This is a genomic window from Microbacterium sp. (genome assembly GCF_047606385.1).
Lineage (GTDB): Bacteria > Actinomycetota > Actinomycetes > Actinomycetales > Microbacteriaceae > Microbacterium.
This window is the reverse complement of record NZ_JASGEL010000030.1, coordinates 16,289-30,400: the sequence shown is the minus strand read 5'-3', so window position 1 is coordinate 30,400 and position 14,112 is coordinate 16,289. Positions and strand designations below refer to the sequence as shown.

Here is a 14,112-nt window from a genome sequence, read left to right as displayed (position 1 = left end):
GTCAGGGATGTCACGAGGATCTGGTCGGTCCGCGACGGAGGAGAGCGCTGTGCATAATGGACGAGTCGACGACGAGGAGAATGGGATGCCACCGGCGAGCTCGCTATCAGACCGGGCAGCTGACAGGGCGTTCCCGGATCCGGGACATAACGCGTCATGACTTCGTTCGACGCCGCGTTCGACTGGGCGCGCCGCCATGTCGCCGCCGGTCGCCTTCCGTCCGCGATCGTGGGGGTCGCCACGACGGAGGGAGTCGTCGCACTCGACGCCCTCGGTGAAGTCGCCGGGCGCCCCGCGAGCGTCGACGACCGTTACCGGCTCTTCTCGATCACGAAGGTCCTCGTCGGTATCGCGGCAGCCCGGGCGATCGAGCGAGGCTTGCTGACCCTGCAGACCCCGCTCTCGGCAGCACTGCCGGACTTCGGGCACGCCCGTGACGACGTCGTCCGGCTGTGCCACCTCGTCAGCCACACCTCCGGCATCACCGAATGTCCGCTCGACGCCACCCGTCCGCTGCGGGACGAGTTGCTCCTGGCGGGCCGCGACTTCGCCGCGGGCACGGTCTCCCGATACTCGACGCTCGCCTATGAGGGCATCGCCGCACTTCTCGAAGACGTGACCGGGCAGGCATGGGCCGAGACCGTCATCGAGTGGGCCGCGCCGATCGGCGCGACGGGTCTCTCCCTCGATGACGAGAACGCGGCCGAGATCGTCGATGCCGCCGCGGCCGGGCTGAGCATCGACAGGTTCCGCGAGCTTCGATCACCCGGCGCGGGTCTCGTCAGCCGAGCCGAGGACCTGCTGCTCCTCGGCACCGAGCTGCTGCGGCTCAGCGCGGGAAGCCGCAGCACGGTACTGAGCCCGCGCACGCTGCAGATGATGCGCCGGCCGCTGTTTCCCGACGTCCCCCGCCTCGACCCCTACGCCGCAGAACGTGGTCAGGACTGGGGGTTCACCTGGAACCTTCGCACCCGCTCACCCGGGCTGATCGACCAGGATGCGTTCGGGCACGGCGGCTGGTCGGGCACGGAGTTCTGGGTGCACCCGAGCGCGGGCGCGGCCTACGTCCTTCTCACCAACCGGGCGATCCGCGCCAGGGTCGACGCGGACGAGCTCGACAACGCCGTGATCGGATCTCTGTGACCCGATCACGGAGGCAGACCGACATGACGCACACGCAAGAGCAGCCGACAAGGCCGCTGTGGCTCACGCTCGCGGATCGATGACCGGGCTCACGAAGCTCGCGCGATGCGTCGGATGGTCCGCGAGCGCAGCGGGTGTGACGACCGCGCCGTCGGCTGCAGCCGACGCGTAGATGGCGGCGACGAGCTCGAGTGCACGCGCCGGCTCGTCGGCGGTCGGCGGCAACGGCGCACCGGCCAACAGCGCGTCGAACACGTCACGCAGCAGCATCGCGTGATCGCTGCGCTCCTCAGCCTCGGGCAGCGTCCACGCGTCAGCCTCGACCTCGAAACCCGGCGCGGGCGTGATCCGCCAGTCGTCGTGGCCATGGCCGTACAGGTGGTCGACGGTGACGGTCGCCTTCTGAGTGTCGATGCGGATCGAGCTGGTCTGCCTGGGCGACACCGCGCTGGTGACGACCTGTGCGACCACGCCGTTCGCGAACGTGATCGTCGCGGTCGAGACGTCCTCGGTCTCGATCTCGCGGTCGAGTCGCCACAGTCGCGCCTGGACGCTCACCCAGTCGCCGAGCAGGAATCCCAGCAGGTCGAGCTGATGGATGCCGTGGCCCAGAGTCGTGCCACCGCCTTCGGTCTGCCACCTGCCCCGCCATGGCGCAGAGAAATACCGCTCGTCGCGATACCAGAGCGTCTCGCACAGCGCGACCAGCGGACGCCCGAGGACTCCGGCGTGCAGCAGGTGCCGCACGTGCGCGGCCGCGGTGCCGGTTCGCTGCTGAAAGACGACCGAGAGGGTACGGTCCGCCGCCGCCGCCGCCGCGGCCCGCATCTCGTCGAGCTCGGCGAGCGAGGCTGCCGGCGGCTTCTCGACGACGACGTGCGCGCCAGCGGCCACACTCTCCAGCACCTGCCCGTGGTGGGCTGCCGGCGGCGTGCAGACCAGCACGACGTCGGGACGCTCGACCGACAGCAGCGCGTCGAGCGAATCGTAGACGACCGGACCTCCCCACTCCCCGGAGAAGGACTCGGCCGCCGCCCGTGAGCGGTCGACGACCGCCACGAGGTCGGCGCGCGGATAGGCGGTGACGGCTTGCGCGTGCAGCCGGGCCACGGCGCCCGTACCGACGATCGCGCACCGCAGGACCGGGGTCATGCCGCCCAGTATATTGGAAAGCGCTATCCTATGGGTGATCGCACGGCCCGAGGACGTCCGAGCCGGGAACCTGGAGTACCGATGACCCGCACGCGCTATGGCCTCATCGGCGCCGGACACCGCGCGCAGATGTACGTCGACGCGATCCTGGACGACTATGCGGACCGGGCGGAGCTCGTCGCGGTCTGCGAGCCGAACCCGGCGCGCGCCGCCTACTACATCGGCGCCGCTGTCACCGCGGGACGGGCGGCGCCGACGGCGTGGCACCCGGATCGCCTCAAGGAGATGGTCCGGGCCGAACGGATCGACCGTGTCATCATCTGTGCCCGCGACGACGAGCATGCATCGCTGATCGTCCGCGCGCTGGTCGCCGGCGCCGACGCCGTCGTCGAGAAGCCGCTCACGATAGACGCGCCCAGCGCGGCCGCGATCGAAGACGCGGTAGCGCGCACGGGTCGCGAGATCGTGCTCACCTTCAACTACCGCTACTCACCGCGCAACAGCGCGCTTCGGAAGGTGATCCAGGACGGCGAGATCGGTCAGGTGACCTCCGTCGACTTCTCGTGGATGCTCGACACCAAGCACGGCGCCGACTACTTCCGTCGCTGGCACCGCGAGAAGAAGCACTCCGGCGGCCTGCTCGTGCACAAGGCGAGCCACCACTTCGACCTCGTCAACTGGTGGATCGGCTCCGCCCCGACACGGGTCTACGCCTCAGGGGGTCTGCGCTTCTACGGCGCGGCCAACGCCGCCGCGCGCGGCCTCGACACGCGACCGCGCCGCGGCACCCACGACGGAGAACACGATCCGTTCGAGCTCGACCTCCGCGACGATCCCCGACTGACGGCCCTCTATCTCGATGCGGAACGCCATGACGGCTACGTACGCGATCGCGACGTGTTCGGCGAAGGCATCACGATCGAGGACAACCTCGCGCTGGTCGTCGACTACGCCTCCGGCCCGACGCTGTCGTACTCGCTCAACGCGCACGCACCGTGGGAGGGCTATCGCGTCGCCGTCAACGGCACCCGGGGTCGTGCTGAGCTCGACGTGGTGGAGCGCGGTTCCGTTCTCGTCGACGAGGGTCTCCATCCCGTCCTCGATCCGAGCGCCGTCGCCGCAACGGCGAGATCCCTGCGACCGCGGTGCGAACGCCTGCTCGTGCAGCGCCACTGGGAGGACGCGATGGAGGTGCCAGTCACACAAGCGGGCGGCGGTCACGGCGGCGGCGACGCCTTGCTGCTCTGGGATGTCTTCGCGGGTGCCGGAGACGATCCGTTGGGCCGCCCCGCGGACTGGACGGACGGCGTCCGCTCGATCGCGGTCGGCATCGCCGGGAACCGTTCGCTCGAGACCGGCCTGCCGGTCCGAGTCGCCGAGCTGGGCATACCGCTGCTGGCGCAGGAGTGACCCGTCCCCCTCGAGTCCGTAGCCACGACGAAGCGGGCCGGCCGGAGGAGCACTGATGCTCATTCCGGCCGGCCCGCGGTCACCGGCGCAGAGATGTGCCGAGGGACCCGGCTCAGTTCGCGGCGTCGATCTCGCCCTGAAGTTCGCTGATGAACGCGTTGGCCGCATCCAATGGCGCGCTCTGTCCGGCGAACACCTCCTGCGTGTACCGCGCCAGGATCGTCTCGATGCTGGATGCACCGTTCGGGGTCACCAGCGGCGCGTCGCCGGGAGTGACGCTGTCCTGGTAGGCGATCGCCGTCTGGTCCAACTCGGACAGGTCAGGTGTGATCGCGGCGCGGACCTCGTTGTTGGCGGGCACGCCACGCTCGGTCTTGATGATCGAGCCGGCCTCGTCGCTGTTGAGCAGCCAGTTCACGAACAGAGCCGCCTCCGCGGGGTGCTCGGTCTGGGACGAGATCGACCAGTACATCGACGGCTTGTACGAGTTGGGGTGGATGCCCTCGGGCTCCGGCAGCTTCAGCAGCACGAAGTCGTCACCGCTCGCGCCCTGGATCGCCGTGATCTGCGTGTTGTACGCCGTGCCCAGGGCCACCGCGTTGGTCGCCAGCGCACCGGCGTTGATGCCCGCGTTCTGGCTCTCGGTGATCGCCGACGCCGACAGCATGCCGCCCGAGGCCTGCAGGTCGAGCTGGAACTGCCACATGTCGGCCAGCGCCTGCGGGTCCAGGGTCACGGTGTTGTCCTCGCCGAACAGCTCACCGCCCTCCGAGCGCGCCCAGTACTTGACGCTGCCGGCGTCGAAGCCGCCGATCTGCGTGGAACCGGTGATCGCGCCGCCGCTCGCCTCGGTCAGTTCATCGGCGAGCGCCGCGTAGTCGTCCCACGTCCAGGTGTCGTCGTCGGGCAGCGCGATGCCGTACTGGTCGAACAGCGTCTTGTTCGCGATGATCGCGTACACGCCGACGCCGATCGGCATCGCATACTGCGTGCCGTCGACCTTGCCGAGGTCAACCGCCGACGTGTCGAAGTTAGTCGTGTCGATGTTGAGGTTGCTGAGGTCGTACAGGGCGCCTCGGTTGCCGTACGAGGCGAGGTAGAGCTCGTCCATCTGGACGACGTCGGGCATGTCGCCGGCGGCGGTCTGGGTGGCCAGCTGGTCCCAGTAGCCGTTCCAGTCGGTGTACTGCGGCTCGACCGTGATGTTCGGGTACTCCGCCTCGAAGGCGTCGATCGCCTCCTGGGTCGAGGACACGCGGGCGTCGCCACCCCAGAAGGTGACGGTGATGGTGACCGGGTCGGTGCTGAGCTCGGTCGCCGACGAGTTGCTGGAGCCGGAGCAGCCCGCCAGCGCGGCGGCTCCCCCCAGCGCCACGGCGACGGCCGCTGCCGCGCGCCGCTGGTTTTTGCCTGTGATCATGTGACTCTCCTATGAGATCTGTGACGTGATTGGTACGGATGCGGGGCGGACACCCCAGGGTTCCGGCGACGACGCCGGTTACTTTCCTCCGGTGGTGGCGATTCCCTTGACGAGGAACCGTTGGCCGAAGAGGAAGATCAGGAAGACCGGGATCAGGGAGACGACGCTCATCGCGAACACGGCGCCCCAGTTGGTGACGCCCTGCGCGTCGACGAACGCGCGTAGCGCGAGCGGGGTGGTGTAGTTGTCGGGCTTGGTCAGGTAGATCAGCTGCGAGAAGAAGTCGTTCCACGTCCAGATGAAGGTGAAGATCACCGTCGTCCCCAACGCGGGGGTCATCAGCGGCAGCATGATCTGCGAGAAGATCCGGAAGTGGCCGGCGCCGTCGATGCGCGCCGCCTCGTCCAGCTCGCGCGGGATGCCGCGGATGAACTGGACCATCAGGAAGATGAAGAAGGCGTCCGTCGCGAACAGCTTGGGCAGGATCAGCGGCCAGAAGGTGTTCACCAGGTCCACCTGCGAGAACAGGATGTACTGCGGAACGATGATCACGTGGATCGGGACCATGATCGTGATCAGCATGATCGCGAACAGCCACCGCTTGCCACGGAACTCGAGGCGTGCGAACGCGTACGCCGCGAGCGAGCATGCCACCAGGTTGCCCACGATGGCCCCGAGCACCACGATCATCGAGTTGATGAGGTAGTGGCCGAAAGGCTGGGTCAGAGCCGACCAGCCGTCGATGTAGTTCGAGATCTCGAAGCTCTGCAGCAGCAGGCTCGGGTTTCCGAAGATCTCGTCGTTCGGCCGCAGCGAGCTGATTACCATCCAGAGGACGGGATACAGCATCAGCAACGCGGCCAGGATCAGCACGAGGTGTTTGACGAACGCCCGCACCGGCTGCAGCACCTGTCGGCGGCCGACCGGGTTGCGGGTCACGACCCGCTCCGGGGCGGACAGGATGGTGGATGTCTCAGTCATCGTAGAAAACCCAGTACTTCGAGAGCCAGAAATTGAGAGCGGTGAACGCGCCGATGACCAGCACCAACAGCCATGCCAACGCCGACGCGTACCCCATGTCGAATGAGCCGAACGCTCGTTGATACAGGTAGAGCGAGAACACCAGCGTCGAGTCCGCCGGCCCGCCCGTCCCGCCCGAGACCACGAACGCCTGCGTGAACGACTGGAACGCGTGGATGATCTGCAGCACCAGGTTGAAGAAGATGATCGGGCTCAAAAGCGGCATCGTGATGCTCCGGAACTGCCGCCACCGACTCGCCCCATCTACCTGCGCGGCCTCGTAATACGACGTCGGGATCTGCCGCAGACCGGCCAGGAAGATCACCATCGGTGAGCCGAACGTCCACACGTTCAGCAGGATCAGGGTTGCCAACGCGGTATCAGGACTGGAGATCCAGCCCTGCCCCTGGATCCCGAAGAACGCGAGAGCATCGTTGACCAGGCCGCCCGTGCCGAACACCGTGCGCCACAGCACCGCGATCGCGACCGAGCCGCCGAGCAGCGACGGCAGATAGAACACCGACCGGTAGAACGACAGTCCGCGCACTCCCCGGTCCAGGAACACCGCGAGCGCGAGTGCGAGCGCCAGTTGGAGCGGGACCGAGATGATCACGTAGAGGAACGTGTTGATCAACGATCGCAGCAGACGCTCATCGCCGAACATCCGCACGATGTTGTCCAGTCCGTTGAACACCGGCGCCTGCAACAGGTTGTACTTCGTGAAGGCCAGCACCAACGACGCCAGCATCGGCCCGGCCGTGATCAGCACCAGGCCGATGAACCAAGGGGTCAGGAACCAGGCCGCGGCGCGGTTATCCCGCTTGCTGCCTTTGCCGCCCTTCTCGAGCTTTCGAAGCTCTGCAAGCGCGCTCATACGGTGCACCGGCTCCGGCTCACGACTGGCGACGACTTACGCGCACAGTTCCCTGTTCCCGCGACCACGATGCTCCTTCGAATCAAAAAGTGTTCGTTCACTATTTGGCTGATCCCAAGATAGTGAACGATCACGAACCTTGTCAAGATCGACCGAGGCGCCATTCCGCGGCGGCCGTGGACAGCTCGGGTCCGCCGGTCAGAGAGCTGATCCGACCGCAGAGCTCGGCATCCGAAGCGAGCTGCGGATCGATGGCCCGCAGCAGTGCGGTGACCGAGTCGGACGCAGAGGCCGCGACAGCGATCTCCGCGTCGCGCGTGTCCTCCCCCGCCAGCCCGCGACGCACCGCCGCGATCCACGCGGCGATCGCGAGGGCCGCACCGTCAGCGGTTCGCCCCGATCGGCGCTCCGCCCGTGCGACCGGGGCGATGCGCAAGGAGAGCTTCGTCAGCGCGTCCGAGGCGATCTGCTCCAGCCGGTGCTCGATGCGCGGGTTCGCGAACCGTTCCCGAAGGGCGGCGCGATACGCATCGACCCCCAGGCCGTCGGGCAGCTGCCGCTCCGCCTCGTCCCACCAGCGCTCGACGGCTCGAGCGCATTCGGGGTCGGCCATCGCGTACGCCACCGTGTCGTGCCCACGGAGGCGGCCGAGCGCGGCGAGCAGCGTGTGGGCGCCGTTGAGCAGCCAGAGCTTGCGCGCCTCGTACGGCTCGATCTCGTCGACGAAGCGCGCGCCGGCCGATTCCCAGTCCGGCCGACCGGCCGGGAACGCGCCGGACAGCGTCCAGTCGGCGAACGGCTCCGCCGCCACCGGCGCGACATCCCGCCAGCCGGTAGTCGCCGCGACCTCGGCCACGAGCTCCGGGCCGACGCGCGGAGTGATGCGGTCGACGGATGTCGAGACGAAGGACACGGATGCCGAGATCCAGTCGGCCAGACCCGGATCGGTCTCACCGGCCAGCCGGATCAGCGCGCGACGCAACGCACCTCCGTTGTCGGGGAAGTTGTCGCAGGGCACGATCGCGAGCGGACCCGCTCCGAGCCGGCGCCGCTCACGCAGGCCGGCGACGAGCCGACCGGGCGTGGTCTCGCAGGGGCCGGGTACGGCACCACGCAGACGTGCGAGATCGGCGGCGACGCCCGGATGCGCGAGATCGAGGGCGCCCGTCGGATCGAGGCAGTACCCCCCCTCGGTGACGGTCAACGTCACGACGGCCGTGGAAGCCGCCGCGACGGCCGCGAGGAGCGCCGGTGCGTCGCTGCCGGCATGGGCCTCGACGATGCTGTCGACGATCTCGAAACGGTCGCCTTCCGGTCCGCGCTCCACGAGCGTGAACAGTCCGTCCTGGCCGGCCAGGTGATGAGCCAGCTCCGCCCCGCGGCCCGCGAAGGCGGCGATGCCCCATTCCTCGCTGTCAGTGGCACGCGCCGTGTACCACGCCTGGTGCGCACGGTGGAAGGCGCCGAGTCCGATGTGCACGATGCGTGCCGGCGGCCGTGTGGCGGCGATCCCCCGTGAACGCGCGAGGGCCGACCGCGTCAGCTGCCGCCCGGTCACAGCTTGAACGCCCGGCGCGGGATGGCGTCCACGAGGTCGGCGCAGATGCGCTGTGCGCTCTCGTGACCGAGGCGGCCCTCCACCACGAGACGTGCGAGGAAGGCCGAGTCCACGCGCCGAGCGGTGTCGTGGCGCGCCGGGATGGAGAGGAAGGCGCGGGTGTCGTCGACGAACCCCGAACCCCGATAGAAGCCGGCTGTCTCGGTCACGGCGGCACGATATCTCAGGATCGCGTCGGGCGCGTCGAGGAACCACCACGGCGAGCCGATGTACACGCTCGGATAGAAGCCGGCGAGCGGGGCGATCTCGCGCGAGAACGCGGTCTCGTCGACCGTGAACAGGATGAGGTGGAATCCGGGCTCGAGGCCGAACCGCTCGAGCAGCGGACGCAGCCCTTCGACGAACGTGGTCTGCACCGGGATGTCATGGCCGGTGTCCGGTCCGTGGCGGTGCAGCGTGGCGCTGCTGTGGTTGCGGTAGACGCCCGGATGAAGGGTCATCACCAGTCCGTCCTCGACGCTCATCCGAGCCAGCTGCAGCAGCATGTGCGCCCGGAAGCGGGCGAGCTCGCCACGATCCGCCGACCCACGCAGAATGCGGTCGAACAACGTGCTCGCCTCAGCCAGCTCGAGGTCGACGGTGGCCGTGTCGACGACGCCGTGGTCGGCGGATACCGCACCCGCCGCCACGAAGTGCTCACGTCGAGCCTGCAGGGCTGCGAGGTAGCCCTCGAATGTGGCCGGGGCGCTGGTGATGGCGAGCAGTCGCGGCAGCGCCTCCGTGAACCCGGGCTGCCCGGGGTCGACGTATCGATCGGGGCGGAAGGTGGGCAGCACTCTGAAGCCGTCGGCCTGCAGCCGGCGGTGCGGCTCGAGGTCGTCGAGCGGGTCGTCGGTGGTGGCGAGCACGTCGATGCCGAAGCGGCGGAACAGCGCGCGCGGACGGAACTCCTCAGTAGCCAGCCGCGCGGCGATCCGGTCGTAGAGCGCGTCGGCAGACGCCGGCGTGAGCTCATCGTCGATGCCGAAGACGCCGGCGAGAGCGTCCGCCAGCCACAGACCGGTGGCCGTGCCCGCGAAGACGTGCCAGTGCTCGGCGACGATCCGCCAGACCTGGCGCGGGTCGGCACCGCCACCGACTCCGAGGCGTTCGAGCGGGACCCCGTCGGCATGCAGCAGCCGCGTGAGGTAATGATCCTGGGTGATCAGAAGCGACGCGGGGTCTTCGAAGGGCACGTCTGCGGCGAGCTGCATCGCCGAGACATGCCCGTGCGGAGAGATGATCGGCGCGTCGGCGACCATCTCGTAGAGCTCCCTCGCGACGGCGCGGGTCGCGGCGTCGACCGGCAGCAGCCGATCCGGAGCGCCCTGCGATCGCGGTGTCGCCCGTGGTACGTCGTGTCCCAACATGACTCCCTCGTCGGATCGATGTGTCCATAGTGATCGTTCACCATTGTGCCGCGCCGCTACAGTAGTGAACGATCACGACCACGTCAATCGACTGACAGAGGGGGAAGTTGGTGGCTGAACGAATGAGCGCAGAGCGGCGTCCGACGATTCTCGAGGTCGCCCGACTGGCCGGCGTCTCGCACCAGACCGTCTCCCGGTTCCTGCGATTCAACGGCGACGGACTCAAGCCCGCGACGCGCGAGCGGGTGACCGCCGCGATCGAGGAGCTGAACTACCGACCGAATCTCGTCGCCCGATCCATGCGCACCCGCGTGACCGGTCGGGTCGCCGTCCTCATGCCTGCGCTCGCCTACAACCCGGCCCGCATGCTCGCCGGGGCGACGCAGAAGGCGCACGAAGCCGGCTACACGGTGGAGGTCATCAGTCCGGAAGGCGGTGCCGCCTCTCGTGCCGAGCGCATCCTGGAGCTGTCCGACACACGGCAGGTCGACGGCATCCTGTCGCTGGCGGCCGTCGACCTCGCCGACCGCGACCTGCCGACCGACACGGTCGTCGTCGTCTCCTCCAGCTTCGACGACGAGATGCGCGGCACGGGCGAGCTGACCGACGCCACGCCCGTCGTCGAGTTCATCGAGCGGCTGGCCGAGCTCGGGCACCGGCGCTTCTACCACGTGGCCGGCGATGCGGGCTTCCCCTCGGCCCGGGCTCGCGCGGCGGCGTTCACCGAGTCCGTCGAACGCTTGGGCCTGGAGTCGTTGGGGGTGTACGCGGGCGACTGGAGCGGCGAGTCGGGTGTCGCGGCGGTGCGCGCGATCCGTGCCGGCACGGAGCCCACCGCGATCATCGCGGCCAACGACGTCGCCGCCGCCGGCGTGATGCGCGGCGCCGCCGAGCGTGGCTGGAGCATCCCCGGCGACATCAGCGTGACCGGTTGGGACAACAACCCGATGGATCCGTTCCTCAGCCCCTCGCTGACCACCGTGGACGTGAACCTCGAACGCATCGGCGGCAATGCGATGGCACGGCTGATCGGCCTCCTGCGTGACGAGGAGGCCGAGATCAGCGACGTTCCGCTGAACCACATCATCTGGCGCGAGTCGACCGGCCCCGTCTCCTGACCGCAGGGCAGTGTCCGTGTCTTGTTGCACGTAAGGTGATCGTTCACTATTGTTCACGGCGGACGGCGGCAACCGCAGCTCCCGAAAGGATCGACGATGGAACACACCTGGCGCTGGTTCGGCCCCACCGACCCGATCACCCTCGCCGAGATCCGTCAGACCGACGCCACCGGCATCGTCACCGCCCTGCACCACATCCCGAACGGAGAGGTGTGGCCGGTCGAGGAGATCCTCGCCCGCAAGGCCGAGATCGATGCAGCCGGGCTGACCTGGTCGGTCGTCGAGTCGGTGCCGGTCCACGAGCACATCAAGTGGGGCGGACCGTATCGCGAGCAGGCCATCGCGAACTATGCGCGGACGCTGCGCAACCTCGGCGAGGCCGGCCTCCGCACGGTCTGCTACAACTTCATGCCGGTCATCGACTGGGCCCGCACCGACCAGCGCTACGCGCTGCCGACCGGCGGCTACGCGATGCGCTTCGACTTCGCGGCGCATGCCGCCTTCGACCTGTTCGTGCTCCGGCGCGAGGGCGCCGAAGCCGACTACTCCGACGAGGACCTGGCTCGCGCGCGCGCGTTCTTCGACGCCGCGGACGCGGATGCGCTCCGCGCCCTCAGCGACACGGTGCTGCTGGGACTGCCCGGCTCGGAGGAGTCGTACGACCTCGACTCGCTGCGCGCCGGGCTCGCCCTCTATGACGGCCTGTCGGCACAGGATCTGCGGGAGAACCTGGGGATCTTCCTGCGCGGGGTGGTCCCTGCGGCCGAGGAGGCCGGCATCCGGCTGGCGATCCACCCGGACGACCCGCCCCGACCGCTGTTCGGTCTGCCGCGGGTGGTCTCGAGCGCCGACGACGCGCAGTGGCTGCTCGACGCCGCCCCGTCCTGGGCGAACGGGCTCACGATGTGCGTGGGCTCGTACGGCTCGGTGCCGACCAACGACGTGGTCGAGATGACACGCCGGTTCGCGCACCGCATCTACTTCGCGCACCTGCGCAACGTCACGATCGAGGCGGACCGCAAGAGCTTCTTCGAGGACGGCCACATCGACGGCGGATCCGACATGGTCGGCGTCATCCACGCGCTGGTGACCGAGGAGCGGCGTCGCGCGATCGCCGGCGAGGACGCCGCGGTGATCCCGATGCGTCCCGACCACGGGCACTTCCTCCTCGACGACCTGTCGCGGCGCACGTACCCCGGCTACGCCCTCATCGGGCGGCTCAAGGGGCTGGCGCAGCTGCGCGGTGTGGAGCTGGCCGTCACGCGGACGCTCGAGGCGTGAACGCCGACGTGGTCGATCTGCTCGCGATCGGCGAGACCATGGCGCTGATCACGCCCGCGCCGGGACGATCGTTGGCGGCAGAGGGCGCGGCCCGCATCGGCTTCGGTGGCGCGGAGAGCAACGTCGCCGCCGGGGTCGTCGCCGGCGGCGGGCGAGCCGCTTGGCTGTCGGCGGTCGGCGACGACCCGTTCGGCGAGCTGATCGTCGCCGGGCTGCGCGCCCGCGGCGTGGACACCGCCGCCGTGCGCGTCGACCCGACACGCCCCACCGGGCTCATGCTCAAGCAGCCGGGTGCAGCGGGATCACGAGTCTTGTACTACCGCGCAGGATCCGCGGCCGCTGCACTGTCGCCCGCAGATCTCGGACGCCTGCCCCCAGCCCGCGTGGTGCACACCTCCGGCATCACGGCGGCTTTGTCCTCGTCGTGCCGCGAGCTCGTCGCACACGTGCTGGACGGCGCGGCCGGCGACGCCGTCGTCAGCTTCGATGTCAACCACCGGCCAGCACTGTGGCCGAGCCTCGAGGAGGCGGCGTCCACGCTCCTCGACCTCGCCCGCCGCGCCCACATCGTCTTCGTCGGGCGCGACGAGGCCGAACGGCTGTGGGGCACGGTCACCGCCGAGGCGGCGCATGAGCTGCTGCCCGACGTGCCGCACCTCGTCGTCAAGGACGGCGAGGTGGAAGCGGTCGAGTTCGGCGCCGCCGGCGTCTCCCGCATCCCGGCGCATCATGTCGAGGTCGTCGAGCCGGTGGGCGCGGGCGACGCGTTCGCCGCCGGCTGGCTGAGTGCGTGGCTGTCGGGCCTCGACGCGCCCGCGCGACTGCAAGCCGGTCACGACGGCGCCGCCGCCGTGCTGCGCAGCACGGACGATCTCCCGCCGGCATCGGCCGGCGGGATGTCCCCGATGAGAGAGGCCTCCTGATGAGCGACGACTACTTCACCCACACGTTCTCCGACGTCCCGGTGATGGGCATCTTCCGCCGGCAGGGGTTGGAGCGCACGCTCCAGCTGGCCGACGCCGCCTGGGACGCCGGCGTGCGCATCATGGAGGTGCCCGTGATGGGTCCCGACGACGTGCCAGTGCTGCGCGCGGTCGCCGAGGCGGCCCGTGCGCGCGGGCTCGACGTCGGTGCCGGCACGATCATCTCGCCGGAGCAGATCGAGATCGTCGCGGAGGCCGGCGCCGCGTTCACCGTCGCGCCGGGCTTCGATCCGGACGTCGCTGCCGCGAGCGTGGCACAGGGGCTGCCGCACATCCCCGGCGTCGCCAGCGGCAGCGAGGTGCAGGCGGCCCTGCGGGCCGGTTTCACCTGGCTGAAGGCGTTCCCGGCCGAACGGCTCGGGCCGCAGTGGATCCGGCATCTGCGCGGGCCGTTCCCGCAGGTGCGCTTCGTCGCGACCGGCGGCGTCACGCCGGAGACCGCCGCGACGTTCCTCGAGGCCGGATGCCGCGTCGTCGCGCTCGGCTCGGCGTTCGACACCGCGGAGCAGATCGACAAGGTGGGCCGACTGCTGCGCGGCGAGTGACAGCAGCCGCTCCGCGGCCGGACGCGCGTCCGGATCATGGGCACGAGGGGCGAGTCCAGTCGCCGCATATCCTCCGTTCGCATTCACGCACATAGACCCATTGACGTGGGGAATGATCGTTCACTATTCTCAGGTCAATCAGGGTGAACGTTCACGTTTTTCAGACGTGAACGTGGCACGACGACGTCCCTTCCTCCGA

Annotated in this window: 12 protein-coding genes; 6 read left to right on the top strand and 6 right to left on the bottom strand. The window is 69.2% G+C overall.

Features of this window, described 5'->3' with window-relative positions; all coding sequences use genetic code 11:
• Positions 1-156 precede the first annotated feature (156 nt).
• A complete protein-coding gene (locus QM626_RS03150) occupies positions 157-1,143 on the top strand; it encodes a serine hydrolase domain-containing protein (protein WP_415073884.1) in 987 nt (328 codons plus the stop codon).
• 63 nt (positions 1,144-1,206) lie between these two features.
• On the opposite strand, the gene QM626_RS03145 is transcribed toward QM626_RS03150, so the two are convergent.
• Positions 1,207-2,295 (bottom strand): Gfo/Idh/MocA family protein, encoded by a 1,089-nt coding sequence (locus tag QM626_RS03145; RefSeq protein ID WP_415073882.1) that lies wholly within the window; start codon positions 2,293-2,295, stop codon positions 1,207-1,209.
• Positions 2,296-2,376: 81 nt separating this feature from the next.
• On the opposite strand from QM626_RS03145, the gene QM626_RS03140 reads away from it, so the two are divergent.
• The gene (locus QM626_RS03140) at positions 2,377-3,705 is read left to right on the top strand and encodes a Gfo/Idh/MocA family protein (protein ID WP_415073880.1); all 1,329 of its coding nucleotides are present in this window, start codon (positions 2,377-2,379) and stop codon (positions 3,703-3,705) included.
• 112 nt (positions 3,706-3,817) lie between these two features.
• Here the strand turns inward: QM626_RS03140 and QM626_RS03135 are convergent, their stop codons facing one another.
• The 5 genes from QM626_RS03135 to uxaC form a co-directional block, all read right to left on the bottom strand.
• Positions 3,818-5,125, bottom strand: a complete 1,308-nt coding sequence (locus QM626_RS03135; RefSeq protein ID WP_415073878.1) for an ABC transporter substrate-binding protein — start codon at positions 5,123-5,125, stop codon at positions 3,818-3,820.
• A gap of 78 nt (positions 5,126-5,203) precedes the next feature.
• A complete protein-coding gene (locus QM626_RS03130; protein WP_415073876.1) occupies positions 5,204-6,106 on the bottom strand; it encodes a carbohydrate ABC transporter permease in 903 nt (300 codons plus the stop codon).
• Positions 6,099-7,019, bottom strand: a complete 921-nt coding sequence (locus tag QM626_RS03125) for a carbohydrate ABC transporter permease (protein ID WP_415074035.1) — start codon at positions 7,017-7,019, stop codon at positions 6,099-6,101. Before QM626_RS03125 ends, QM626_RS03130 begins: the two co-directional genes overlap by 8 nt.
• A gap of 142 nt (positions 7,020-7,161) precedes the next feature.
• On the bottom strand, positions 7,162-8,577 hold the full coding sequence (locus QM626_RS03120) for a mannitol dehydrogenase family protein (RefSeq protein WP_415073874.1): 1,416 nt from the start codon (positions 8,575-8,577) through the stop codon (positions 7,162-7,164).
• The gene (gene uxaC / locus QM626_RS03115; protein WP_415073872.1) at positions 8,574-9,986 is read right to left on the bottom strand and encodes a glucuronate isomerase; all 1,413 of its coding nucleotides are present in this window, start codon (positions 9,984-9,986) and stop codon (positions 8,574-8,576) included. Before uxaC ends, QM626_RS03120 begins: the two co-directional genes overlap by 4 nt.
• A gap of 110 nt (positions 9,987-10,096) precedes the next feature.
• Between uxaC and QM626_RS03110 the strand changes: the two genes are divergently transcribed.
• From QM626_RS03110 to QM626_RS03095, 4 genes are all read left to right on the top strand, one after another.
• The gene (locus tag QM626_RS03110; protein WP_415073870.1) at positions 10,097-11,104 is read left to right on the top strand and encodes a LacI family DNA-binding transcriptional regulator; all 1,008 of its coding nucleotides are present in this window, start codon (positions 10,097-10,099) and stop codon (positions 11,102-11,104) included.
• Between the two features lie 96 nt (positions 11,105-11,200).
• A complete protein-coding gene (uxuA, locus tag QM626_RS03105; RefSeq protein WP_415073868.1) occupies positions 11,201-12,385 on the top strand; it encodes a mannonate dehydratase in 1,185 nt (394 codons plus the stop codon).
• Positions 12,382-13,308: a sugar kinase gene (locus QM626_RS03100; RefSeq protein ID WP_415073866.1), complete on the top strand. Its 927-nt coding sequence runs from the start codon at positions 12,382-12,384 to the stop codon at positions 13,306-13,308. The genes uxuA and QM626_RS03100 overlap by 4 nt, the downstream gene beginning before the upstream one ends.
• Positions 13,308-13,913, top strand: a complete 606-nt coding sequence (locus QM626_RS03095; RefSeq protein WP_415073864.1) for a bifunctional 4-hydroxy-2-oxoglutarate aldolase/2-dehydro-3-deoxy-phosphogluconate aldolase — start codon at positions 13,308-13,310, stop codon at positions 13,911-13,913. Before QM626_RS03100 ends, QM626_RS03095 begins: the two co-directional genes overlap by 1 nt.
• Positions 13,914-14,112: the final 199 nt, after the last annotated feature.

Bases quoted from the DNA above. Each gene is read 5' to 3' on its own strand.
- uxaC (WP_415073872.1), bottom strand. From the start codon at position 9,986: ATGTTGGGACACGACGTACCACGGGCGACACCGCGATCGCAGGGCGCT.
- QM626_RS03145 (WP_415073882.1), bottom strand. From the start codon at position 2,295: ATGACCCCGGTCCTGCGGTGCGCGATCGTCGGTACGGGCGCCGTGGCC.
- QM626_RS03125 (WP_415074035.1), bottom strand. From the start codon at position 7,019: ATGAGCGCGCTTGCAGAGCTTCGAAAGCTCGAGAAGGGCGGCAAAGGC.
- QM626_RS03095 (WP_415073864.1), top strand. From the start codon at position 13,308: ATGAGCGACGACTACTTCACCCACACGTTCTCCGACGTCCCGGTGATG.
- QM626_RS03140 (WP_415073880.1), top strand. From the start codon at position 2,377: ATGACCCGCACGCGCTATGGCCTCATCGGCGCCGGACACCGCGCGCAG.
- QM626_RS03135 (WP_415073878.1), bottom strand. From the start codon at position 5,125: ATGATCACAGGCAAAAACCAGCGGCGCGCGGCAGCGGCCGTCGCCGTG.
- QM626_RS03150 (WP_415073884.1), top strand. From the start codon at position 157: ATGACTTCGTTCGACGCCGCGTTCGACTGGGCGCGCCGCCATGTCGCC.
- QM626_RS03130 (WP_415073876.1), bottom strand. From the start codon at position 6,106: ATGACTGAGACATCCACCATCCTGTCCGCCCCGGAGCGGGTCGTGACC.
- uxuA (WP_415073868.1), top strand. From the start codon at position 11,201: ATGGAACACACCTGGCGCTGGTTCGGCCCCACCGACCCGATCACCCTC.